Annotated in this window: 19 protein-coding genes; 6 read left to right on the forward strand and 13 right to left on the reverse strand. The window is 67.0% G+C overall.

Translation table 11 applies throughout. The annotated features are described in order from the left end of the window. Window position 1 precedes the first annotated feature (1 nt). From HUA78_RS29875 to HUA78_RS29890, 4 genes are all read right to left on the reverse strand, one after another. Window positions 2-1,423, reverse strand: a complete 1,422-nt coding sequence (locus tag HUA78_RS29875) for a VCBS repeat-containing protein (protein WP_174455882.1) — start codon at window positions 1,421-1,423, stop codon at window positions 2-4. Window positions 1,424-1,722: 299 nt separating this feature from the next. After that, window positions 1,723-2,238, reverse strand: coding sequence for a hypothetical protein (locus HUA78_RS29880; protein WP_174455647.1), 516 nt, complete (start codon window positions 2,236-2,238; stop codon window positions 1,723-1,725). 177 nt (window positions 2,239-2,415) lie between these two features. After that, window positions 2,416-3,306, reverse strand: coding sequence for a bifunctional methylenetetrahydrofolate dehydrogenase/methenyltetrahydrofolate cyclohydrolase FolD (folD, locus tag HUA78_RS29885; RefSeq protein WP_141644972.1), 891 nt, complete (start codon window positions 3,304-3,306; stop codon window positions 2,416-2,418). Window positions 3,307-3,386: 80 nt separating this feature from the next. After that, window positions 3,387-5,105: a radical SAM protein gene (locus HUA78_RS29890; protein ID WP_174477697.1), complete on the reverse strand. Its 1,719-nt coding sequence runs from the start codon at window positions 5,103-5,105 to the stop codon at window positions 3,387-3,389. Window positions 5,106-5,542: 437 nt separating this feature from the next. Here HUA78_RS29890 and HUA78_RS29895 point away from each other — a divergent pair, with 437 nt between their 5' ends. Then, entirely contained in the window at window positions 5,543-6,244 is a 702-nt protein-coding gene (locus HUA78_RS29895; RefSeq protein ID WP_174455646.1) for a hypothetical protein, read from the forward strand. A gap of 59 nt (window positions 6,245-6,303) precedes the next feature. Here HUA78_RS29895 and HUA78_RS29900 read toward each other — a convergent pair whose 3' ends face one another. From HUA78_RS29900 to HUA78_RS29935, 8 genes are all read right to left on the reverse strand, one after another. After that, complete coding sequence (locus tag HUA78_RS29900; RefSeq protein ID WP_174463605.1) at window positions 6,304-7,458, reverse strand: alkaline phosphatase PhoX; 1,155 nt, start codon at window positions 7,456-7,458, stop codon at window positions 6,304-6,306. A 225-nt stretch (window positions 7,459-7,683) separates the two neighbouring features. Continuing rightward, entirely contained in the window at window positions 7,684-10,602 is a 2,919-nt protein-coding gene (locus tag HUA78_RS29905; RefSeq protein WP_174477698.1) for a S8 family serine peptidase, read from the reverse strand. 376 nt (window positions 10,603-10,978) lie between these two features. After that, on the reverse strand, window positions 10,979-11,269 hold the full coding sequence (locus HUA78_RS29910) for a hypothetical protein (RefSeq protein WP_174477699.1): 291 nt from the start codon (window positions 11,267-11,269) through the stop codon (window positions 10,979-10,981). Between the two features lie 105 nt (window positions 11,270-11,374). Continuing rightward, complete coding sequence (locus tag HUA78_RS29915) at window positions 11,375-13,564, reverse strand: ATP-binding protein (RefSeq protein WP_174477700.1); 2,190 nt, start codon at window positions 13,562-13,564, stop codon at window positions 11,375-11,377. A gap of 12 nt (window positions 13,565-13,576) precedes the next feature. Continuing rightward, window positions 13,577-14,758, reverse strand: coding sequence for a hypothetical protein (locus HUA78_RS29920; protein ID WP_141647515.1), 1,182 nt, complete (start codon window positions 14,756-14,758; stop codon window positions 13,577-13,579). Window positions 14,759-14,760: 2 nt separating this feature from the next. Continuing rightward, window positions 14,761-15,489, reverse strand: a complete 729-nt coding sequence (locus HUA78_RS29925; RefSeq protein ID WP_141647514.1) for an ImmA/IrrE family metallo-endopeptidase — start codon at window positions 15,487-15,489, stop codon at window positions 14,761-14,763. Continuing rightward, on the reverse strand, window positions 15,486-15,860 hold the full coding sequence (locus HUA78_RS29930; protein WP_141647513.1) for a hypothetical protein: 375 nt from the start codon (window positions 15,858-15,860) through the stop codon (window positions 15,486-15,488). Before HUA78_RS29930 ends, HUA78_RS29925 begins: the two co-directional genes overlap by 4 nt. A gap of 1 nt (window position 15,861) precedes the next feature. Beyond that, entirely contained in the window at window positions 15,862-16,446 is a 585-nt protein-coding gene (locus HUA78_RS29935) for an RNA polymerase sigma factor (RefSeq protein WP_141647512.1), read from the reverse strand. A 270-nt stretch (window positions 16,447-16,716) separates the two neighbouring features. On the opposite strand from HUA78_RS29935, the gene HUA78_RS29940 reads away from it, so the two are divergent. The 3 genes from HUA78_RS29940 (at window position 16,717) to HUA78_RS29950 (ending at window position 18,636) form a co-directional block, all read left to right on the forward strand. Next, window positions 16,717-17,523: a GNAT family N-acyltransferase gene (locus tag HUA78_RS29940; RefSeq protein WP_174455642.1), complete on the forward strand. Its 807-nt coding sequence runs from the start codon at window positions 16,717-16,719 to the stop codon at window positions 17,521-17,523. 78 nt (window positions 17,524-17,601) lie between these two features. Next, window positions 17,602-18,285: an iron-containing redox enzyme family protein gene (locus HUA78_RS29945; RefSeq protein ID WP_371745690.1), complete on the forward strand. Its 684-nt coding sequence runs from the start codon at window positions 17,602-17,604 to the stop codon at window positions 18,283-18,285. A gap of 90 nt (window positions 18,286-18,375) precedes the next feature. Beyond that, the gene (locus HUA78_RS29950) at window positions 18,376-18,636 is read left to right on the forward strand and encodes a DUF3892 domain-containing protein (RefSeq protein ID WP_174455641.1); all 261 of its coding nucleotides are present in this window, start codon (window positions 18,376-18,378) and stop codon (window positions 18,634-18,636) included. A gap of 64 nt (window positions 18,637-18,700) precedes the next feature. Here HUA78_RS29950 and HUA78_RS29955 read toward each other — a convergent pair whose 3' ends face one another. Then, entirely contained in the window at window positions 18,701-19,795 is a 1,095-nt protein-coding gene (locus tag HUA78_RS29955; RefSeq protein WP_174455640.1) for a LuxR C-terminal-related transcriptional regulator, read from the reverse strand. Between the two features lie 454 nt (window positions 19,796-20,249). Between HUA78_RS29955 and HUA78_RS29960 the strand changes: the two genes are divergently transcribed. Together HUA78_RS29960 and HUA78_RS29965 are read left to right on the forward strand one after the other, a co-directional pair. Continuing rightward, on the forward strand, window positions 20,250-21,377 hold the full coding sequence (locus tag HUA78_RS29960; protein WP_174455639.1) for a DNA repair exonuclease: 1,128 nt from the start codon (window positions 20,250-20,252) through the stop codon (window positions 21,375-21,377). After that, on the forward strand, window positions 21,374-24,121 hold the full coding sequence (locus tag HUA78_RS29965) for a hypothetical protein (protein ID WP_174477701.1): 2,748 nt from the start codon (window positions 21,374-21,376) through the stop codon (window positions 24,119-24,121). The genes HUA78_RS29960 and HUA78_RS29965 overlap by 4 nt, the downstream gene beginning before the upstream one ends.

Genomic DNA, 24,121 nt, shown 5'->3' on the forward strand with positions numbered 1-24,121 from the left:
GTCAGTAGTCAGCGAAGACATTGGACATGGCGTACAGGCCCATGTCCGTGTTCTGGCAGACCGTCCGGCGTGCGATGAGGAGCTTGGGCTGGCCCGCGACGGTGCGGATGAGCTGATATCGGGCCAGGCTCCCTCCCACGCTGGTGAGGGGCCAGTCTCCGATGGAGGCCGAGGAGGGCGAGAAGTTGTGGTTCGACCAGTTCCAGGTGGGCTGGCCGGCCTCGAAGTCCTCGGTGACGGCCCAGTCCGCCGTGGGGCCGTTCTGGATGAAGAACCACTCGTCCTTGGCGTCGACGTGGTCGATGTTGCCCGCCAGCCACACGTCATTCGGGCCCTGGGGATAGGCCGCGCCGCCGATGTGGGTCGCGTTGGCCGTGCTCCACATCCACTCGAAGGTGCTGTTCCGGTAGTTGAAGAGCGTCGCCCAGCTCGACAGCCCGAGCAGCTCGTCCTGACCATCTCCGTTGGTGTCGCCGCCGTTTCGCAGGTTCGCCCGATAGGGATAGAGGGCGGAGGCCGTGGGGTTGGAGCCCGACATCCAGACCCAATCCCAGCCGAGGCCGTTCGAGTTGAGTCGGAAGATGCTGACCAGTCCAGTCACGGCCACGCTGACGAGCTCATCCTTGTTGGCCAGCGAGCTCCCGCTGTTCCCCGAGAGGTCGAAGTTGCCGGCGACGAGGTAGTTGCCGTTGCGTGAGGACTGGTAGATGGGGTCCGTGGTGCTGCCATTGTTGCTCCAACTCGGGCTCCAGTTGCCGTTGTCGAAGTTGAACAGCGTCACGCCCGCGCCGATGCCCAGCACCTCGTCCTTTCCGTCCCCGTCGAAGTCGCCCACGATGAGGTTGTCCTTGACGGCGAAGATGCCATTGCCCACCGCCGGGTTACCCTGGTTGGTCCAGCCCCATTCCCAATCGTTGTTGCGGAAGTGGAACAGCGTCATCCACGTCGTGGAGACGCCCAGGAGGTCCTCTGCGCCGTCGCCGTTGAAGTCGCCGATGTAGTGCTTCGCGTAGCCCGCGGGTCCCGACTGGTTCGTGGCGGTCCAGACCTTCCGCCAACCGTCGTTCTGCCCTTCGACGGTCACCGTCGTCGTGCTGGTATCCACCTCCTGGCCGCTCGCGTCGTGGATGCGGAGCGTCACCGTCGCCGTCTGGCCGCGAGGCGCATTCGGAGGGAGATTGCCGCTGAAATACACCCTCGAGCTGCCCGCGATGTCTTGAAGGGTTCCGATGGAGAGGCCATTCCAGGTGACCAGAAGGTTGTTGATGGCGAAGGTCCCCGACTGGGAGGCGCTCATGCGGTATCTGCCCGCCGGCAGGGCGCCCGAGTAGATGCCGTTGTAGCTCACGAAGTTGCCACCGGGAGGGACGATGGCGGGCGTGCAGAAGGTCACGGTCGCCGCGAAGGACTCCGCCGGCGGCATCAGGATGAGTGTGGCGACCAGGGCGATGACGGTGAGTCGAAGCCCTTGGCCGCGCGATTCGACACGGCGCGGTGGGGGAATTGGAGGATGACGCGTCACGACGGGAGACGGAGCGCTGATCATGTGGGCCTCGCGAGGGATTGTAGCGAGGCGCCGAACAAGCACCGGTCATGCCAGTGAATGGCGTCAAGGCCCGGAGTCGTGGAGGCTGTGTCGTCTTGGGCTACGGTGGCGTGGCCACTGTGGCATCAGGCGATACAAGAACAACGCCGAAACAGAAATGTGACGGATTCCCGAGGTCAGAAGTGTCCCCCGAGTCCGAGCACCGCCCGGTCATTGATGACACCCAGCGAAGGCGTGAGCTTCAGGGGGAGGCTGAGCCGGGTGCGGGTGGCGGCGGCTTCGTCGTCCTCCCAGTCCCAGTCGGACCCGGTGACGAGTCTGAGATAGCCCGCTCCGAGCGACAGTCCCAACATGATGCCCGTCAGCAAGCTGGTCCCACAGCCCTCGCCGCCCGCGTCGTGCGCGGCGCAGACAGCGATGCCGGCGGCGAGCCCCGCGCCGGTGAGAATCAAGGGCACCAGCCAGACATGGGTGGGAATCACATCGCTGCTCGACGTGTGTCCATCGACGGAGAGGGCGCGCAGGCGGTTGCCCTCCGCCATGAGGCGCTGCCCGAAGAAGGGCCGGGACTCCGTCACTCGGGTGGAGCGTCCACGGGAGGAGAAGTCGAAGGCGCGGGGTGCGGCGAGGACGGTGCCAGGAGTGACAAGCCAGAGGCACAGCCCGACAGCGGCGAGGACAGGGTTCTTCATGGGGGAGTTTCACGAGGAGGCACAGGCCGGCCCGGCGTGCCAGGGAGCGAGCTTTTGTGCGCTTCCCGACGAAATGCGCGGGCGGATATTCACCCGGAGACCGGGTTTCTTCCGTGGCCTCCGAGGACGTGGCGCGCCCCCGTGTCTCCTGCTGGCTCCCGGTCGCGGACTCCCGCCCTACGACGGCTGGCTTCGCGTCACGCGGGCCCGCGCGGCCTGGAGGGTGTTCGCGAGCAGCATGGTGATGGTCATCGGGCCGACGCCCCCCGGCACGGGGGTGATGGCCTCGGCGACCTGGCTGACGGCGTCGAAGTCCACGTCGCCGACCATCTTGAAGCCTCGCGCCGAGCTGGCATCGGGGACGCGGTTCTGCCCCACGTCGATGACCACCACGCCGGGCTTCACCATGTCCGCGGTGATGAGGTTCTGCTTGCCCACCGCGACGATGAGGATGTCGGCCTGCCGGGTGAACGCGGCGAGGTCGGGGGTGTGCCGGTGGGTGATGGTGACGGTGGCGTCCGGGCCGGGGGCCATCAGGAGCGAGGCCAGCGGCTTGCTGACGATGAGGCTGCGTCCCACGATGACCACGTGCTTGCCCCGGGTCGGGATGTTCTCGCGACGCAGCATCTCCAGGATGCCCGCGGGGGTGCAGGGGATGAAGGCGCGCGGGTCGCCCACGAACGCCAGTCCGGCGTTCTGGGGATGGAAGCCGTCCACGTCCTTGTCCGGGTGGATGTGCTCCAGGACGGCCTTGTAGGGGAGGTGCGCGGGGAGGGGGAGCTGGACGAGGATGCCGTGGACCGTCGCGTCCGAGTTCAGCCGGTCGATGACCGCGAACAGCTCTTCCTTGGAGACGTCCTCGGGCAGGTTCAGCGTCTGGCCCTTCATCCCGAGCGTCTCACAGGCGCGCGTCTTGCTCGCGACATAGGCCTGGCTCGCGGGGTTGTTGCCCACCAGCACCACGGAGAGGCCAGGGGTGACTCCCGCGGCCTGGAGCTCCGCGACTTGCTGGGCCATCTCGGCCCGCATCACCCGGCTGATCTCGGTTCCATCGATGTTCCGCGCCATGGGTGGCTCCATACGCCAGATTCCTGGCGTCGACGCGCCCTTTCTGGGGCGTGGGCGGCTCGGATGTTGACCCGTCGCGGCTACGCCGGCTGGAGGAAGCGGCCGTCCACCAGGTGGTCAATCACTTCGCGCGCGGAGTGCGGGTCCAGCCGCGCCTTCGTCCCCAGTTGTGTCACGGCGCTGGAGACCGTCGCGGGCTGCTCGAAGGCGGCCAGGGCGGCGAGCAGGATGGCCCCGTCCTGTCCCTGGACGAGTGTCGGGTCGGAGAACTTGCGAGGGCTCACCGTCGGCGCGCACGTCAGGGTGATGCCGTCGACCGAGCGGAGGACCGTCACGGGCTCCTGGGCCACCTTGGCGGGAGCACGGTGGTGTCCCAGCCAGTCCCCCAGCGTGAATCGCTGAGTCGAAGGCGAGGTGTTCAGCAGCCGCGTCCGTCCATTGACGGCGACGCTGCGCCGCGTGTCGCGGTGCTTCCAGGCGAGCGCGTCCACCTGGTCGGAGTTGCGCTGCACGGCGGCCTCCAGCTCCGCGTCCCGGAAGCGAATCATCGGCACGGACACGTCGCCGGGCTCGCGCTGCTCGAAGTAGTCGAGGAACTCCGTGAACGTCTTCGCTTCGGTCACCATGTCGAAGCGCGCGGGATGTTCGGTGACCAGGGCGCCGGGCTGCGCCTCGAGCCGCTGATAGCCCACCACGCAGTCGAGGCTGATGACGCGCTCCACCAGTCGCAGCTCCTCCGCCAGCGCGGCCTTGCTGGTGAAGGGCAGGCCTCCGATGCCGGAGATCTCCATGTCCAGGTTCGGATGGCGGTGACAGGCGTCGATGACGTCGAGCAGCTCCCGGTCCTTCGCGCACGGCTTGAGCAGGCCCTTGCCCATCTGCTCCAGGCGCTGTTGTTCGGAGAAGCAGCCGATGTCGATGACCATGTAGACGCGCTTGAAGGTCCGGGCCAGCTCGGCGACGAGCTCCAGGCGAGGCACGCCCCACAGGAAGTACGTGCAGCAGTGCTTGGAGAGGTCCACGCCCGCCCAGGTGCTCCCCAGGAACTCCGCGGTGCTGCCCGCGAAGTCGTAGCGCATCTGCCACGTCTGGGGGGCAATCTCCTGGTGGTCCCGACGCACGCTCTGCTCGGAGCGAAGGAACGGCTTCGCGCGCCCGAAGGCCGCTTTCTGGTTGCCTCGGGCCCCGCCGCAGTAGAGGCAGTTCTCTCCGCAGCCCTTGCCCGGCGCGACCCAACCGGAGAACGAGTTGCGGTCCAACTGGCTCAGGAAGAGCTCGTTGAAGTGCGAGTAGTAGATGTCCTCGGTGTTGGTGGCCCCCTGGATGTACGACAGGGGCAGTCTGCGAGACGTTCCCGTTGGAGAGCGCGTCACGCAGTTGGGCGGGGAGGGCTCGCCCTGGCAGATGGCCAGCAGCGGCACCTCGCCATCGCCCAGGACGACATGGTCGATGAAGTCGAACGCGTGCAGCTCCCTCCACCAGTACGACGCGGAGTTGCCGCCCACGACGATGCGAATCCCGGGGTCTATCTTCCGGAGCGTCCGGGCGATGAGCAGCGCGCGGTCCACGTGGTGGAACCACTTGAGGCTGATGCCGACCAGTCGTGGGCGGACCCGGGCGACGAGGCGCTCGAACGAGGCCACCACCTCCGCGTCCGTCTCATCGCCGTCGTACAGCCGCACGAAGGCCTCGATGCCGCCGCGTCGCAGGTAGCTTGCCAGGTAGAGGATGCCGCACGTGGCTTCGCCGGTTCCGGCGCCCACGAGGAGAACTGGCGAGAGCTCACGACCACCACCCATGCGACAAGCACCGACCTTTCCGAGGAAGGGGCAGAGTAGACGATCCAGGCCGCCGTCGGCTCGGGAATGGTGGGCACCCGCCGAGCGGGCGTCCGAGCGTCGCGGGGGCCGCCCGTACGTGAAGGCCCGGCCCTACCTCCTCCCGGGAAGTCAGAAGGACGGTCTCTCGCGGCGGCCGGGGCTTGCGTGTGTCAGCTCCGTGTCGTCGACACCTTCTCGCGAGCCTGGGACGCACGCCGTCTGACGGACATGTCTTGGTTGTAGCGTCGGGTGCTACAGAGACAGTGTCTTTGTTGTTCATTCCCGACGCCGACGCCAGACTTGTAGCATGGCATGTCACAGGGCCTGGATGGCTCATCGTGAATGATTTGTATTCAGGCTTGTCTTTGGCGGCTCAATCACAGCAGAGTGCGGGTCTCACTTCACCAGGAGGCCGTATGTCAGTTGCATCCTCAGCGTTGCTCTCGCGCAGTGGTGTGTCTCGCGGTTGGCTGTTCGGGGCCGCCGTGGCCATGGCGCTCGTCGTAGCTACCCCCGGTCGCGCGGACGCCCAGTGTACGAGCTGGCCGACCAACACCACCGTCACCCCTGGCGCGGCGTACTCCGACACCATCAATGTCTCGGGGCTGGCCTACGGGACGTACATCATCACCGCGTCCTTCTCGGGGAGCGCGGGACTCATCAACATGGCGTTCAGCGCGGTGCCTGGCGTGAGCTGGAGCAATGGCACGAAGGGCTTCATCGGCTCCTCGACGACGATGTATATGAGCTTCATCATGGCCCCCGGGGCGCTCCCGGGCCGCTGGTCGACCGTCACCATGAATGTCGCCAACACCGCGGGCCAGACGGTCTGCTCGTCCAGCTTCGTGGTGTTCGTGGCCGGGGACGCGTGCCCGGGCGACGTTGTCTGGAACGGGACCACTGTCGACGCGACCTTCGATGGCGCCAACTGCTACGTGGCTTCGATGCCGGCGGGTGACGGCTCGCCCTTCATGCACGCCAACAACTATTACATGACGCGCGGCCCGAACAACGTGTGTGAGGCGGGCTGGTTCGACGGCGCCAACTGCTACCTCGGCACGCCTCCCAGTGGGAAGTCGGGCTTCTTCTGGGGCTCGGCGTTCTACTACTCGCCCTGACGAACCCCGTCGTGACGGCCCCGCGCGGCGAGGAATGACCGCGCCGCGCGGGTGTGTCTTCAGCGGAAGGGCCCACGCACCTCGAAGGTGACGCCCTGGCCGTTCGTGCCGCGCTGCGAGCTGAAGTACAGCCGGTGCCCATCCGGACTGAACGCGGGACCGGTGAGCTCCGAGCCTCCATGGCCTTCGAGCTGGAGAAAGGGCGAGACCACGCGCTCCGGCTGAGGGGTGATGAGGCAGAGCTGGAGGTCATCCCCGTCCTCGGCCACGTAGAGGTCCCCCGAGCGAGACACGGTGACGTTGTCCACGCCGTGCAGGGGTGAGTCCGGGAAGAGGTTGTCGTCGTAGAGGATCTCCACCTGTCCGGTGGAGGGCGTGTGGGCCCAGACGCGGTTGTCGCCCTTGGTGGTGAAGTAGACGGTGCCGCTGTCGTACCAGCAGCCCTCGCCGCCATCGAACGCGGTGGTCCAGAACCGCGCGGTCTGGAGCCACGCGGGGCTCGACGCGGAGACCTTCGTCCAACTGAAGGACGCGGTGCCTTCCAGCGCGTTGCCGGACAACCGCGCGGCCTCGAGCGTGCCGGCCGCGAGCGACGGCCACTGGGACGGCGTGAAGCGGTAGAAGCGCCCATGGGGGCGGTCCTCCGTCAGGTACAGCCGGCGTCCCACGGGGTCCACCGCCACGGCCTCATGAGCGAAGGTGCCCAGCGCGGCGCGACGCTGGCCCTGCGAGGGATTCAGCGGGTCGCACTCCCACACGTGTCCGCCATCCCATTCCTCACAGGACAGCCACGTGCTCCAAGGCGTTGGCCCTCCCGCGCAGTTGGCGATCGTCCCACCGAGGATGCGGTACGCGCCCACCACGCCCCCGCCACCGTCGAAGCGCAGCGCGGAGGCACCGCCGAGCAGGGGCAATTCGCTGTTGGAGGTGTAGACCCAGCCTCCGTCACCGGTGGGAAAGCAGGTGCCACCATCGGGGCTGCCATGCCAGGTGTAGTCCGTGCCGGGGACGACCTCGTTCGTGCGCGCGACGATGCGAGAGGTGAAGCCCGCGGGAAGTCGCAGGCCCTGTGCATCCGGTGTCCCGGAGAGGGCGCCATAGGGACCGGGGCCGGGCCGCGAGGGGGCCGCATAGGCCGCACGCCAGAAGCCGGGCCCGAGGACGAGCAGTCCGCTGCTCACCGCGGTGAGTCGAAGGAAGTTCCTGCGCTGCATGGGCCTGCTCCATTCGTGGACAGGCCCAGGAGACTGGTGCGTGCGAGGCACGGCGCCCATCGCGCCCCGAGGGCGTGGTCCTGTCCACCTCACGACGCCCGACTCCGACCGCGTGGCTCGGGAGAACTCCCGTGAGCGGAGTGTCTCTCGCGCCGCGCCGCGCGCGTCCCTGTGTGAAAGGGCGCGCGCGGCGGGGTTCTTCGGGCTTCGCTTGCGCGCTCGGGGCTACATCTCCACCGGCGGCGTGCAGTTGACGTCCTGGCAGACATCACCGGGCGGGCAGTAGCAGCGGTCCGCCACGAGGATGTTCACCAGGGCCGAGGACTCACCCATGTGACTGAAGGTCCCCGGTGCGGTCTGCATGCGCATCCGCCACTGGAAGGCATGAGGGCCCTGGGTCGTGGTGGGCGCGGTGGCCGTGAAGCTGAAGGTCCGCTCCTCGCCGGGTTTGACGCGGTCCCCCGGCTCCAGGGTGACGGACACGTGCCCCCAGTTGTTGCCCTGGAGATTGGGGAGCGGGGCCAGGTGGACGATGGCGCTGTCACCCCAGGTCGTGTCGCCCGAGTTCTTCATCGTGACGGTGACGGGGAAGCTCTGCCCAGGCTCCACGCGAGCGGGGACCGTCTGCCCGACGAACGTCGCGTCGGTGCGAGGAATGACCTGGATGAAGGTCAGCGGCGAGGCCTGCCCGAAGCCTCCGGCCTGGGTCTGCCACATCTGCCACCGCAGCGCGTAGGAGCGGACCTGCGTGGGCGCGTTGACGGTGACGTGGAACGTCTTCTCCGCGCCGGGCGCCACCTCTTCGCCGGGGGCCAGGGCTCCGTTGGAGTTGCTCCATTCGGGGAACAGGTTGCGGAGGGAGAAGCCGGTGTCGGCGCGCCAGGGCAGGGTGCCCGTGTTGCGCAACGTGACATCGTAGACGAAGGAAGTGCCCGCCATCACGGTGGTGGGGCCGGACTGGCTGACGACGGCCGCGTCCCGGGGCGGCAGCGTGACGTTGATGGTGATGGGTTCGGTGAATGCGCCGAAGTAGACCGGGGTGTCGAACCCATCCTGAACCATCCGCCAGAACATGGTGTAGGGGCCGGGCGTGGTGGGCGCGGTGAGCATCGTGGAGAAGGTCAGCTCCTGACCGCGAGCCGCCGAGTCCGTCGGGTTGAGGTAGATGCGCTGGTGTCCCCACACGCTGCTCGTCGCCGGCTGGGAGCCCAGCCGATAGAACGTGGCCATGGTCCAGGTGTCGCTGCCCGTGTTCTTCATCGTGAAGGTGGCGTGGAAGGTGCTCCCCGCCACCACCGAGGTGGGCACGGACTGACGGACGAAGGCCGAGTCCCGGAACGGCACCGTGACGTTGATTTGAGTCAAGAACGAGGGCGCACCGAACAGGCCATGTCCCTCCTTCATCATCCGCCACTGGAAGGGATAGGTGCCCAACTCGTACGGCGTCCTGATGGCGAACAGGAAGGTCTTGGTCTCGAAGCGCCTGATGACCTCACCGGGCTCCAACTGGACGCGGTCCAGTCCCCAGAACGACGTGTTGGTGACGGGCTCGATGGCCTGGAGCCTGAACCCTGTCGCGGCGGTCCAGGGCTCGGTCCCCGTGTTCTGAATCATCACGGTGATGTTGTAGATGCGGTCAGCCTGCATGGTGGAGTCGACCCGCTGGAACACAATCCTCGCGTCCAGGGCGGGCGTGGCGCAGCGGAAGCTGACATCTCGTGAGAGGGTGGTTGCCTCACTGTCGCTGACGGTGAATCTCACCGTCGCGTCAGTGCCCGGCGTGCACGTGCCCGCCACCGAGATGGAGGTGGAGTTCTCGATGGTGAGGTTGGCGATGCTGGACCAGGACTGGGTGTAGGGCGTGACTCCTCCAAAGGGCCAGGGGACGGTGCAGGAGAAGGTGCTCGTGTTCGTCGCCGTGCCGGGAATCGACTCACACGTGGGGGAGGGAATCAGGAGGGGCGTGATGACCGCCTTGGAGGCATCCAGCATGCCGGCGCCGCACGTGTTCGCCGGGCATCCGGGGACGGCATTCACGGACTGGAGGAGCCGCTGGGTCACCTGGGCGACGGTCCAGTGGGGGCGCTGGGTCATGATGAGCGCGGCGACCCCCGCGACGTGGGGCGCGGCGAAGGACGTGCCGGAGATGTAGCGGTGGCAGAAGTCCGCCCCGAACACCGTGGGGCCGGGCTTGGACACGGCCCAGGCCGTCACGCTTCCACCCAGCCCATTATAGGGCCCCATCGGAGTGGGGTCGTCGCAGAGCAGCCCATTGCCGTAGACATCCGGGCCTCCGCCGGGCGCGGTGATGGTCACTCGGGGACCCCTGTTGCTGTAGGGGGCCAGGTGCCCGTTCGGCATGGTCGCGGCCACGGTGATGACCCCCTGACAGGACGCGGGTATCACCACGCTGGGGTCGCGATTGTCATTGCCCGCCGCGGCGACCACCACCACGCCGGCCTGGATGGCATTGGTGACGGCTTGCTGCAACAACGGAAAGTCGACGCAGCGCTCTTCAGTGGGCTCCAGGGTTCCGAAGCTCATGTTGATGACCTTGGCCCCGTTCAGGACGGCCCAGTTGATGGCCTTGGTCACGTTGCTCATGATGGGGCGGTCGGCGGTCGAGGAGATCTTCACGGGCATGAGAGGGCAGTCCCTGCAGACTCCCGCGACGCCGTAGTTGTCCCACTTCGCGCCCAGGATTCCTGCCACCGCCAGGCCGTGGTGCCATCGGCCGTCGGAGGTCGGGTCCGGGTCGGAGACATTCGGCTGCTCGTAACCGAAGTCGTAGCCTTGCCCCCAGCGATCATCGAGGTCCGGGTGCGCGAGCCGCCCAGAGTCCAGGACGGCGATCTTCACGTTGCCGGTGACGGTCTGCCAGGCCTCTGGCAGGTGGATGGCGGGGTAGTGCCATTGCAGGCCGTAGTACGGGTCAACGGGCTCGGACAGGTAGTCCATGTAGGGGTCCACGTGCGCGTATTCCACGTCGGAGCGCAGGCGGAGCTCCTCCACGGCGGCCGTGGTGAGGGACTCCTGCTCGGCCACGGACTTGTTCGTCAGCGCTTCGTTGGACGCGAGCGTCCAGAGCTCCGTGCCCCCGGAAAGGACGTCCGCCTGCTGGAACGTCAGGCCATGGAGCGTCATGGGCGCGCTGACGGAAGAGGCCTTGCCCTGCGGGGCTGGCCGGAACTTCACGAGGACGCGGCCCGGGACGAAGCGGGGGCGGGTGGTGGGCTCCTCTTCCAGCTTCGAAAGGGACGCGGGCGGAGGGGAGTCCTCTGTCGGGGGCGCGGGCGGTTCGCCGCAATGGGCCCCGAGGGCGAGGAATAGACAGGCTTGAAGGCAGCTCAAGAGTCGGGATGAGGGCACAGACGTTTCCTGGGGAGGACGGCGGTGGAGGTGGTGTGGCAACGGGTAGAAGAAAGTGCTGATGGCTCCTCGGCCTGGGGAACGATGTTGTTCTCGAAGGCGAGCCCGGGCACTCAGGAGCCGCACGAGAGCGGCGGGGCGCAGGTGATGGTCAACGATTGGAGGTGAGGCCGGTGTTGTCGGCTTGGCTCACGAGTTGGTCGACCATCATCTGCGGGGGGCCGGTGGCCATCGACGCTTCGTCGGTGACGACGAGTGAGCGGAACGGTTTCAGCGTCGCGGCGATGGGGAAAGGACTGTCGGCCAGAGACGTGGACTGGAGGCCGCCGCGCTCGGAGCGGGGCGCGGCTACGGCGGGCCCCAGGCTCGCGAGGAGCCTGGAGGCGCGCCCCCAACTGGCCTCACGGTCGTCCGCCAATGGAACGTTTCGAAGGTGAATCATCTCTGTTGCCTCTCGGGGATCCGGTGTCCGAGGGCTGTTACGGTCGCTGGCTGCGACCTGGTTGATGATGATTGAACTTCGTCGACTGCGTTTCCCTCGCGCTGCTCAGTCGACGAGCAGGCGCTTCACGGGGGCGGGGTCGACTGCCACCATCAGCGGACGGGCGAAATTGCTGAAGGAGACCAGCGCCTGCCCTGGGGCGAGCCGGGTCACCCGATTCCAGAGGCTCTCGTCGATGCTTCCCACCGTGCGTTGCATGCGGGAGATGACGGAGCTGTCGGTCATCTTGTGGATGATGAAGTTGTTGAGCAGGCCCAGCACCTCATTGGGGAGGTGTTGAGGCAGCTGCGTGACGAAGACGAGCCCGAGCCAACGCTTGCGTCCGCGCTTGGCGATGCGGGCGACCTGCTCGAAGAGGACGGGCATCTGGCTGATGCGGCTGGCCGACAGGAACTCGTGCGCCTCCTCGATGATGATGAGCACCGGGGTGACGGCCTGGTCCTGATTGTTCGCCTTCTCGTAGCGTGCCTCCTGCGCCTCCTGGAGTCCTCGCAGGATGTCCGCGATGACCAGGTTGTTGAGCTGGGGCGAGTCCGTGTCCGACAGGTCGATGACCGACACGCGTCCCGGCGCGAGCATCGAGTTGTAGGCCACGCCCGGCGCGGTCCCCACGTCGAAGATGTTGAGCCGTCGCAGGCGGTGGAGCTTGCTGGCCAGGGCCTTCCAACTGATTTCGGCCCTGCTGCTCTGGGCCATCACCCGGCGCATGACCATCCCCGGGTTGCTCTTGAACTCGCTGTGGAGCGAGAGCGCGTGGCTTGGCGGAGGCGAGTCCTCTTCGGGCGCCGGGTCCAGTCCCTCGAGCGCCTCCAGTAGCGGCTCCTTGCGTCGTGACGAGGCACGAGCACGGGGCTTTGCCTCTGCGCGGCCCTCGTCACTGAGGCTGTAGATGTAGGCGCTCACGACGTCCAGCACGTGCTGGATGGTCATCCGGGGGTAGCCGGTCGACAGCTCGTCCACGTCCAGCGCCTGTTGTTTCTCCTGGTCGCTCAGCGGGAAGATCTTGAAGTCCTCCAGGAGCAGCTTGGTGACGTCATAGGCCTTGAGGAAGCGCTCCTGCTGCGCGTCCGACATGTCCAGGATTTCGGCCAGGGCATAGGGCGACAGGCTGGAGAAGTTCAGGGCGAAGCGGTGCAGGTTCTTGTGGCGCGGGTTGCGGCTGGATCGGCCCGTCAGATGGTGGAGGTGCAGGTCCCTGACGCCCTGAGGTCGCAGGCCCCTTCGCTTGAGGGCCTCCAGCATGGCGGCGTGGTCCGTGGGCTCATCCACATGCGTGTATTCGCCCTCCACGTCGAAGACGACGGTGGCGATGCCCTCTGCCTGGGCGCGGTGGATGAGCGTGGCCACGGTGGTGGACTTGCCGCCGCCCGTCGTACCGATGATGCCGGTGTGCCGCGGCAGCACGGACTTGTCGCGCGCATTGAGGCGGGCCTCCATGCGCTCGTAGCCCACGACGACGCCCAGGCACAGGTCTCCGCCCACACCGAGAACGCGCTCGCTCTCCTTGTCATCCAGCACGAACACGGGGCTCTGGGGACGTGGCCGGAAGCGGGGAGGCTTCAGGATTCCTTCCACTTCCTCACCCAGCAGCTCCACCTCCGCGCGGCCGTGATAGTCGAACGTGTAGGTGAGCTTCTTTCCGTGCGTCACCACGCCGATGGCCATCGTCGAGTTGGCGGGAACGGCGTTGGGCTCCGTGAAGGGGCCTCGGACGACGACACCCAGATAGGTGCGCTTGTCCTCGCGCGACTTCACCCGCACCAGCGTCTGCGAGGCGAGCAGGTGGAGGTCGTCGCGGGCCAGCAGGACGGTGAGGAGGTTGTCCTCGCTGGACGCGGTGTCGAAGTGGGTGAAGCCCGCGGCCAGCTCCAGTTCGGGGTCGAGCTGCGACGCCGTCGTGTCGTTCCTCAGCTCCTCGAGCGCGGCACGGGCCTCGGGTGGCGTCGAACGGACGACGTCGCCGCGCCCCTCCCGCGCGGACGCCGGTGGCGTCTCCGGGGGCGAAGCGGGCCTGCGCACCGTCGTGGGGGCCGCGCGTGACGGTTGACCTGGAGGCACAAGTCTTCTGTCCTCACCGCCCGAGGGCTGCGGAGTCTGATGTGGCGACTCACCCCGAGGTCCTCCGAGCGACGGGAGTGGCGCCGTGTGTCCGTTCAGTCCGTGCGGTGGACGACTCGGAATGTTCTCGAACAGCCCCGGACCTGGTGGCCTTGGTCCCTTGCCATCATTGGACATGGTTGTCTCCCCCTACCGGCGCATCCCGCGCTCACTGAAGAACTGGAGGTTGGCTCCCGCCTGGGCGTAGGCGTCATGGACCAGCCCCAGGAAGCCGTCGTCGCCAAAGGCACTGCGGCAGGACATCTCCGCGACGTCGAGCAGCAGGGGGAAGCCCCGCTCGGGACGCAGCACGCTGTCGGCCATGGCCACCCAGGCGGCCTCGTGCACGTGCTCACGGTGCGCGTAGAACAGGCGGGGAGGGGAGTGGTCTGAAATTCGGAACAGCCCCTTCACGACGCACGAACTCGAGTCGCGCACGAAGTCCCAGGCCATGCGCTTGCTGCGTCCTCCGTACTCCCAGCCCCTGACGATGTGCTCGCCATCGCTCTGGAGCGTCTCGAGGAGCGCGTACTCGCCCGCGTCGAGCGCGAAGCCCATCGTCAGGAAGCCCCGGTCCTGGAGTGAGCCGGAGACGAAGACGAACTTCTTGTGTTCATGGATGACCCGCTGGAGCACGGACAGCGAGCGCTCCAGCAGGGTCATGTACCCAGAGCCGGAGAGCAGCTCGTGCGCGCAGGGATTCCCGATGCCCATCCGCCACTCCGCCGAGGACTTGCTCAAGAGCGCGGCCCGCTCCGCATAGGTCCGGATGCCCCGCCGCGCCATCCGGGACAGGGTGTCTTTGTGCCCCTGGAAGCGGTTCTGGCGCATGTTGATGTAATCCATCGCCTCCTGGGCGGGATTCGCGTTCCGCGCGGCCATCTCCTTGCGGAACAGCCGCTTTGAAAAGGCGCCGGAGTTCCCCTGGTAGCCGACGATGCCGACCCCAATCTGGGAGATGCCGATGGGCAGGCTGTCATGGCTCGCATGGCTGCCGGCCACGGCGTCAACCTTGCCTTGGAAGAGCAGCCGCTCGTGGATGAGTGTCAGCTCTTCTGGCGTGACTTTGTAGACTCCCGCCTCGGGAAGCATGCCGCTGCGGGTAGACAGTCGGGGGAGAATCTCGTTGCGGACGAGGGTGCGCAGCCGCCCTTCCTTGTGCAGGGCGCCGGCAATCTCGCTCCGGAAGCGCTCCATGACCTTGTCCAGGTCGAGCCCCGTGGACCATCGGTCGAGGTCCAGCGTGGAGGCCATGTCCTCCCCGAATGCCTCCCGATAGTCGTCATCCCCAAACAACTCACCCATCTCTTCCGGCGGAATCCTGCTCGACATGTCTACCCTCCCTCCACTCCCAGGAACTGCTCGATTGAAAATCGCGGAGTGCGCATGCGGCGGTGCAACTCCTGGACGTAGGTGTCCGCCTTCTCCCGGGGGAGCCCGTACCGGAAGAACAGCAGGCCCGTGGCCTCCTCGGCGGGGAGGTCCATCACCAGTGGCACCACGAGCTTCGCCGGAGCCAGCAGCTCCAGGCCCAGCAGGTCCGCGCGCCACTCGGAGTCCATCACCGCTCGACGGGCGTAGTGTCCGGAGGCATCGCGAGCCATGAGGTCCACCGGAGGCCCCAGCGAGAGCTTCTCGAAGAGGGCCGTCATGGCCTCGTCCGGCGTGGGCTTACGCAGACCGTCGAGCACCGGCAGTATCTGCTCGCCAAACACCCGCAGGGCCCGCTGACGTGGAAGCCATTGGTCCAGGATGAAGTGCGACAGCTCGTGCGCGACGGTGAAGCGTTGCTCGGCGTTCTCCTCGGACCTGTCCACGAACAGGAATCCGTGTCCGGCTTTCGCCACCATGCAGCCATGGAAATCACTGGCGTCACCCTCGACGGGCTGACGGATACCCCGGCGCAAGAGCCAGTCCCGCACGGCTTGCGGCGTCAGGTGGGGCAGGGCCACCACCTTGACGGAGAGCCGCGAGGGAATCTCCGTCGACAGGTTTCGTGGGAAGCGCGAGGGGGCCGTGAAGCCACACTCCTCCACGGCCTCCTCGAGCCAGAGCGGCGTCATGGACTCGTCTTCTCGCCCGGGACGCGGTCTCTCGCGGCCATCTGGATGGGACGTTCCTCTCCGTTGGAGTCCGCGACCCGCTCGGACAGGGCATCCACGATTTCGACGTGTCGAATCACGTCGACGAGCGCCCGGAGATCCACTTCATGACGTTCGGTGATGGCGGTGACCTGGGTATCGAAGTCCGGGCCCTCGGGTTTGCGGCACAGACACAGCCAGTAGAGCACTTCCCGCGTGCAGCCCAGATCCCGCGCGAGTTCAGCCTCGGTCCGATCCTCCAGTTGGCGATACCTCTCGAGTGTATAGGCAAGCGTCCAGGACGCGCGCTGGGCACGCAGGGCGGCCCGTTCGAGCCAATCAGGGTTCGACATCTCACTCCTCCTTCCCGATCCGTCCCAGGGTCTTCATGAGGCGGTCCCGGTTCCGTTTCACCTCGCGGCGGAGCTCTTTCTCCGACAGCTGCGGCAGGTTCATGGCCTTGGCCAGGGCGTCGGTGGAGCGCTCACCTTGGAGGATGAGCCCGAGGGCGGCCCGGTCCTGCTCCTGAATGGCCTGTTCGAGTTGTCCCACGAGGTGTCGTGCCTCCACGATGATCTCCAGGCTTCTATTCGGAGCCGTCGCGCGAAGTTCGATTGCCTCCCCGAATTCCCTTTCTCGGCGCTGGCGGGCCTCCTGGGAGCGGTACATGTCCCGGACCTGCATTTCGGCGTTCCGGGTCAAATACGAGGACAGCTTGCTCTTGTGGGCCAGGTACCGTTCGGGATTCTCCAAATACTCCATGAGGACGTCGCAGACCGCGTCGTGCGCCTCCTCTTTGGTTTTTCTCCGGTTGCGGCAAAGCACTCGGGTGATGGGGGCCATGAAGACCCTGAAGACGTCCTGGGAGGCCAGTGACTCATTCTTTTTAAGGACGCGCTCATGAAGTGCCTGTTCCTCCGCTTGTGATGGAAAACTCATCCCCACTCCTCACCGGGAAACTCCTGCCCGCTCTCGGGTTGACTGCGACATGTATGTTCGTTCCCACCCTGGTGAGTTCGACGGAGGCGGGTTTGTGCATCTCCATGAAAGGTTGCTGGAGATCAGTCCGTCAGTCTGTACCTCCCAGGTGGTATGCCGCCGCGCGCGAGAGGAGAAAATGAACGCCCCGCGCACTTTGGATCCCGGCAACGAATGAATGGACAGGAGACGGTGAGTCGCCGCGACCGACCCGAGTTCGAGAGGGAACCCATGACGTCCATGCACTGCCGAGTAGCCACCACCCAGCGAGAGCTCGATGACGCGCTTCGTGTCCGCTGGGCTGTCTTTGGGGGGGAACTGAGGTTGATTTCCGGAAAGGCGCCGCCGTCGAGGCGGGAGGTGAGCTGTTTCGACACGCTGGAGACCACGGTGCATCTGGTGGTCTACGCGGACCGCGAGCCGGTGGCGACGTTGCGGATGTTGATGACGAGCCCGGAGGTGGCGCTCGCCACGGGGGGCCGGCTGGGTATCGAACTGGAGCAGAAGCTGGACCTGTCGGGTCTGGGCGGACCTGGGATGGTGTTCGCGGAGACCGCGCGCTTCTGTGTGCTCGAGCGTTGGAGGCACTCCGAGGCGGTGGCGCACCTGCAGGCGGGCATCTACGCGGAGAGCCGCGGACGCGGCGTGACGCACTGGATCGCCGCGGCGAACCTGGACACGGATTCGAGGGAGGACGCGAGTCTCATCGCCCGGGTGGCGGCGCACCGGGGCTGGGTGAGCCCTCGCTGGCGGGTGAGGGTCTCCGAGCCCTCGGAGTCTCCGGTCCTCCCCAGCAGCCCCTTCTATACGCCCATGGAGCGTGAGCGCGCGGGACAGGGAAACCTGGGCGGGCTGCGGATGCCGAGGGCGCCCTCGTTGTTCGCCAGGAAGATGGGCGCGCGGTTCATCGCGGAGCCACTCTACGACGCGAGCTTCCGCCGCTTCACCCTGCCGCTCCTCGCCGCGCTCGACGAGATTCCCGCCAGCACCCTGGAGCGGTTCCGCGCGCTCGACGGCATCGTGCGTCGCGCCGGCTAGCCCCAGGGCGACCCGCTTTTCTTCCTTCACCTTCAACGCGCAACAGCCGGGAGCCCACGCCCCGGACAGGAGACGTCCGTGCAGACGACGATGGAGAGCCCGAAGTCGATGGATTGGGTGGACCTGCTGGAGCAGGAGGGCCGCGCGCTCGTGGCGGCGCTGGATGCGCATCCTGACGCAAGCCGCCTGTTCGCCGGCACGCTCGACCGGGAGGGCTATGTCCACTACCTGGTGCAGACGTATCACTACGTCCGCTGGAGCCTGCCGCTGCTGAAGGGCGCGGGGACGCGCCTGAAGCACCTGGGGCGGCACCCGAGGCTGGCGGACCTGCTGCTCCAGAAGGCCGAGGAGGAGCGCGGCCACGAGCGCTGGTTGCTGACGGACCTGAAGAACCTGGGGTGCTCGGAGGAGCGGGTCCTGTCCACGGGCCCGTCTCCGGCGGTGGAGGCCTATACCAGCTGGAACTTCTTCACCTCCCGGGCGGGCATTCCCACCGCGTTCCTGGGCACGGCGTATGTCCTGGAATACCTCTCCGTGACGCGCGCGACCGGGGCCGCGGAGCACCTGATTCAGGCGGATGCCATTGCGAACATCGGCAAGGCGGTGACGTTCCTGCGCGGCCACGGAGGTCTGGATGAAGACCATGTGGCGGAGCTGACGTCCGTGCTCCGGACGCTGACGGATGTGGAGGAACAGTCCGCCGTGCTGTTGTCTGCTCGCACGACGCGCGTCGTGTATCCAGGTTTCTTCCGCGAGCGGTGAACTCCCATACCCCTGGCGAGGTAGAGACGACCCTCCTGGCCAGCGCCATTCTCCCAGTCGAGACAAGGCATCCACACCAGGGGGCGCTTCATGCGTTACATCACTCACATCCACCTCGAGGGCGGCAGACGACTCGAGCACATCGCGCTGGTTCGCTGGCGTGAGGGCCTCATGACGGGGACGAGTACGCGGCAGCAGATGGTGGAATGGATTGATGACGGTGGGGACGCGAGGGTTCAGGCCCTGCCCGTGGAGGCGCGGGTAGAGGTCGTCAATGCGCGACCGCCCTATCTGCGGTCGGTGCCGAACGGCAGTCGTTTCGACAATCTGCTGTCCCTGCCGGAGTTCTGAGCCGCCAGGGACACGGGGCGCCACGGGCGGGTCCGGAGGAAGGGCCGGGTCCGCCCGTGGTGGGTCAGATGGGCTTCATCAGGCGGGCGGCCTGGTAGAGGAAATCGGCGCGGCTGTCGCAGTTCAGCCGGTCCGTGCTGAAGATGTCCCGGATGTGTGTCTTCACCGTGTCGATGGAGAGGCCGTATTCACGGGCAATCTGCTCGTTGGACCAGTTCCTGAGCAGCGCCTGGGCGATGGTGACCTGGCGACTGGTGAGCCGCCGCTTCATCTGCTCGGGGAGCGGAATCGAGTGGGGAATCTCGTGAAGGATGAGCGCCCAGGGGCTGGGGCCCTGGGGCTCGGGGAGCTCGATGAACTTCACCACCCGGTGCGAGTCATCGAGTGACCTCACCCAGACGTTCGCCTGAAGCCGCTCGTCCGGGGACATGCGAGTCAGGGCGACCAGCCGGTCCACGAGGACCTCGGGCAGGCCGGAACCGTGGAGGTCGGAGCGGGTGAACCACTGCTCGAGCAGCGTGGTGGCCCGGGGTGAGCGCAGTCGTTCGAGGGCGGGCGGGTCCACCACGATGAACGCGGAGCGGTCATTCTCGTGGATTTGCTCCAGGAGGCGCACGCCCGTGGAGGCCACCCACATCTCGCCGCAGTTGCGCACCGTGTTGGCCAGGTGCGGCGTGAGGCTGGTGAGCAGGGCGACGGCGCGCTCGGAGAACGGGTGTCGGCGGTCGCGGTAGAGCGTGAAGCCGCCGAAGACGCCCGGGCGCACGTTCATGAGAACGGCCATGACGTGTTCCAGTCGCAGTTCCAGCTCTTGGCTGCGCTGGTAGAGCTGGCTTGCTTCCAGCTCCCTGCGCGACACCATCTCCGAGTCCCGGAGGACGGTGTCGAGCTGGCGCAACAGCGCCCTGCGCACGAAGTCGTCGTCGGCCACCTTGTCGTATTCGGACTGCTCCAGGAGCGGAACGCGAGGGCCGGGAACCAGCCACCGGTAGGGGATGGGCTGGCCAGGGGCGACGATGCACAGCCCCATGTACTCCGCGGGAATCAGTTCCAGGAAGAGGCCGCGGACCCTCTCCATGACCTCGGAGAGGTTCAGGGAGCTGTTGAGCGCCGCGATGACCTTGTCCCTCAGCAGGAATTCACGAGAGTCGAAAACCATGTCCATCCCCCTGCATGCGGGAGCGCGCCCCGCGATTGCCCAGACCGTCTGCCCTCTCAATAGACAAGAGAGAGAACGCTGTCCCTACCACTCCAGTGGTAGGTGCCCTCGCTGCCCGACGCCCGACCTCCCAGGCTCGGGACGCGCGAAGGGACCGAGCTCCGCCGGACAGGTCGGAGTCGAGGCACTCTGGCGGTGAGCCTTTGCGGGTGTCGAGCCTAGCGGAGCCGACCGGACAATGAAACGCCCTCAGGATGGATTGATGCGTCTGATATTGACTACCCGGGTGGGTGCGTCCTCACTCATCCGGTGGGTCGCGGGGACGGGGCGCCTACTCCTCGGGAGGTATGTCCTGGCCATCCCGTGCGTCGGTACGGTGTGTGGAGAGAGCGCGCTCGAGTTCGGGGCGACACTCCTTCCGCCGCGTCTGGACTTCGCGGCACATCGGTGAGTCATGGTCAGGATTCTTCATTCCGCGGATTGGCAGATGGGGCTTCGGGCGAGACACGTCGCCCAGGTGGCGTCAGCGGTGCGCGAGGCGAGGTTGGAGGCGGCACGCAATGTCATTCAGGCGGCGAACAGCCATCAGGTGGATGCCGTCGTGCTCGCGGGTGACATCTTCGAGGACAACCTGGTCGAGGACCGGCTCGTGCATCAGGTGGTGGCGGTGCTGGAGGGAGCGCGCGCGCCGGTGTTCGTCCTGCCGGGCAACCATGACGCGCTGACGCCTGACGCCGTCTACCATCGCGCTTCCTGGAAGCAGCGGCCCGCGCATGTCCGCATGCTGGATGGAGATGCGCCGGTTCCCATTCCAGGGACGGCGGCGGTGCTGCTCGCCGCCCCGCTTCGACAGAAGAAGGGAATGAAGGATCCAACGGGCGAGTGGCGGGCCCGCGCGGACGTGGACGCCATCCGCGTTGGCGTGGCCCATGGCTCCCTTCGTATCGAGGGGAAGCACGCCCTGGACGACTTCCCGATTGCCCTGGATGCGGTGGCGCGAGTGGGGCTCGACTATCTCGCGCTGGGTCACTGGCACGGGCAATACGTCCACGAGGAGCGCACCGCCTATGCGGGGGCGCATGAGACGACGAAGTTCGGTGAGGATGGCTCGGGGCAGGCGCTGCTCGTGGAGATTGCCTCGCGGGGCGACGTGCCTCGGCTGACCCCCGTTCCCACCGGCTCGCTGGTGTGGCGCACCCTGGAGTTGGATCTGGGCCAGGACCCGGAGCGGGAGGCGGCGCGTGTCCTGGGGCTCATGAAGGACGCGGCCCAGCCGGCCAGGACCCTGCTGCGGATTCGCACCACGGGCGCCTCCTCGGATGCCGCCACACCGGTCGTGGACCGTCTCAAGGAAGGATTGCTGGGGCGGGCGTTCCTGCATGTTTCCGTCGAGCGTCGCGACATTCCGAAGGCGGAGGTGGAGGGACGGCTCGCCGAGGTGGTCGCCTCCAGCTCCCTGGTGGCTTCGCTCCTGGAGGAGTTGTCGCGACCCTTGTCTCCCGGGCTGGTCGACGCCTCGGAAGCGGGGCGGATCGCGGCCAGGTGTCTCTTGTCGGAGCTGGTGATGGAGGCGTGGCGATGATTCTGCGCAGGCTTCGAGTTCAGCATTTCCGTTGCTTCCGCAATCCCGTGGAGCTGTCCGGGCTGGGGGTGGGCATCCATGTCGTCCATGCGCCGAACGAGACAGGGAAGTCGAGTCTCGTCCTGGCCCTCGCGCGGGCACTGTTCGACCGGAACTCGACGAGGGACCGGGAGATACAGAACCTGCGGCCCTGGGGGACGACGCTGTCGCCGCGGGTGACACTGGAGCTGGACTCCGGTGGCAAGCGCTATCGGTTGGAGAAGGCGTTCCTGGATGACGCCACGAGCCTGCTGGACGAATGGACGGGGACGCGGTTCGAGCGGCTCGCCGACTCGCAGCGGGCAGACGAAATGGCGCGAGGGTTCCTCTTCTCCGGAGGAGCGCAGGCCGGTGCGACGAAGCCGGGCCAGTGGGGACTGGCCCGCCTGCTCTGGCTGGGTCAATCCGCCGAGCGTCATGTGCTGCCCGGTCTGGACACGCCCCTGAAGGCTCGGCTCATGGAGGCGGTGGGCGTCGCGGTGCTGAGCGAGCAGGAGCAAGGGGTGTTGAAGCGGGTGGAGGACGCCTATCGCCAGTTTTTCACGCTGAAGAAAGGCAAGGTGGTGACCGGCAGCGAGCTGGAGTTGAAGGCGGCGCTCGTGGCGTCTCTCGAGGAAGAGCTGCGGGGAATTCGCGCCCAGCAGGATGCGAGCGCGGAGCACGCCCGGGACATGGAGGAGGCGAGGAGCGCGCTGGGCGACCTCGCTGGGGAGCGGGGGGCCCTCGAGGCGCGGTTCTCCGCGCTTCAGGCGCGTGTGGAGGCGGAGACGCAGTTGGAGCAGCAGATCGCGCTCCGGGACAAGGATGTGGAGCGCCAGCACCAGGAATGGGAGCACCTGGATGGGAAGCAGCGGGAGCTGCTCGCGCTTCGCCAGAACGTGGCTCGGCATCAGGCTGTCGTGGCGGAGAAGGAGCCGGTCCTCCAGAAGGCGCGAGAGGGGTTGATTGGCCAGGAAGCGTCGTTCCGACAGGCCCGGGAGCTGTTCCAGGCGCAGCTCGGAGAGCAGGAGAAGGCGGAGCAGCGGCAGGAGCGCGGACGTCTGCTGGAGAAGGCCCGGCAGGCGCTGGTGGAGCAGCAGCGGCTGGATGGACAGCTCAAGCAGGGGGAGCGGCTGGAGACCGCCGTGGAGGGATTGCGGCGAAGAACAGCGGCGTTGAAGACGCTGTCCGAATCCGACGTCAAGCGCGCGGAGGACGTCGAGCGCAAGCTGCGGCAGGCGCAGGACAAACTGGAGGCGCGGGGAATCGAGGTCGTCTTCAAGGCGGAAGGGTCTCGGAGCATCGAGTGGGAGGCGGAGGGACAGGTCCAGCGGCACGAACTGGCGAAGGCCGAGCAGAAGCTGTTCGCGGGCGTGAGCGCGGGAAGCCTGCGCATCAAGGGCGTCGGGGAGGTGCGCGTTCGCACCGGGGCCGAGGAGATCGGGAACATCCAGGCGGACGTGGAGAAGTTCCGCAAGGAGCTGACACGCCGGCTCCACGAGCATGGTGTGGAGAGTCCGCAGCGGTTGCGTGGGGAGTGGGAATCACAGCAAGTGGTACTCCAGGAGCAGGCGAAGCACGAAGGCGCGCTGGAGACGTTTCTGGAGGCCGCGGGCTTTGAGAGCGTGGAGGCTCTCCGGGAGAAGCGTCGCGAACAGGCGGGGAAGGTGGGGACCCTGGCGGGGCAGCTCAATCTCGCGGTGGCTGCCCTGGCCACGTACCCGACCCATGAACTCGTCGTGCTCTCCGAGGAGCTGAGGCTCCGCAAGCAGGAGGTGAAGGAGCGCGAGAAGGCGAAGGACGACGCTGAGGCGGTGTATCGCCAGGTGGAGAGGCAGGTACGGGGTCTTGCCCAGGAGCGGGACTCCGCGATGCAGACAGCGCGAGAGCTGGAGCTGACGATGAAGGCACAGCTCCATGCGCTGGGCATGTCGCTGGAGCAACTGGGGGCGGAGGTCGAACGGGCTCATGGGGAGCTAGAGCGCCTGAAGAACATGGTGACGGGGTTGAGGGCGCGGCTTCCCCGTCCGGAGGAGCGGGCGGCCACGCAGCGCCGCCAGCTCGACGAGGCGAGGGAGCGAGTCGTAGGCGCGGAAAAGAAGGCCCAGGAGCGAATCATCCGCGCGGAGACGTTGCTGGGGCGGGCGGCGGAGGCAGGGGTGTACTCGCGATTGGGGGAGGCGGAGGAGCGGCTCGTGCTTGCGACGGAGGAGCACCTGCAACTCAAGACCCGGGCCGAGGCGGCAGAGATTCTCCGAAAGCTGGTGGGCCACTGGCAGGAGCAGGTGAACCGGACGTTCGTGGCACCTATCCAGGACGCGGTGCATGCGCGCTTGGAGCACATCCGTGGAGATGGGCGGAACGAGGTGCTCTCACTGGGGCCGGAGTTCATCGACGCGGCGATGGAGACTCCCGACGGGGCGAGGTCGCTGGCGAGCTTCTCATGGGGAATGCAGGAGCAGACCCTGTTCGCGCTGCGCCTGGCTCTCGGGGAGATGCTGTCGAAGCAAGGGACGAAGCCGGAGCCGCAGCTCGTGGTCCTGGATGATGCCCTGGTCAACACGGACGCGGTCCGCCATCGGCGCGCGCTGGAGTTGATTGAGAGGGCGGGGGAGTCGCTGCAGCTGCTCATCCTGACCGCGTTTCCGGAGCGCTATCGCACCCTGAGAGGGATGAAGGAGTTCGACCTGCGGGAGTTGGCTCAGGAGTCCACTCCCGCCGGGTGA

Source organism: Myxococcus sp. CA033 (assembly GCF_013336625.1).
GTDB classification, from domain to species: domain Bacteria; phylum Myxococcota; class Myxococcia; order Myxococcales; family Myxococcaceae; genus Myxococcus; species Myxococcus llanfairpwllgwyngyllgogerychwyrndrobwllllantysiliogogogochensis.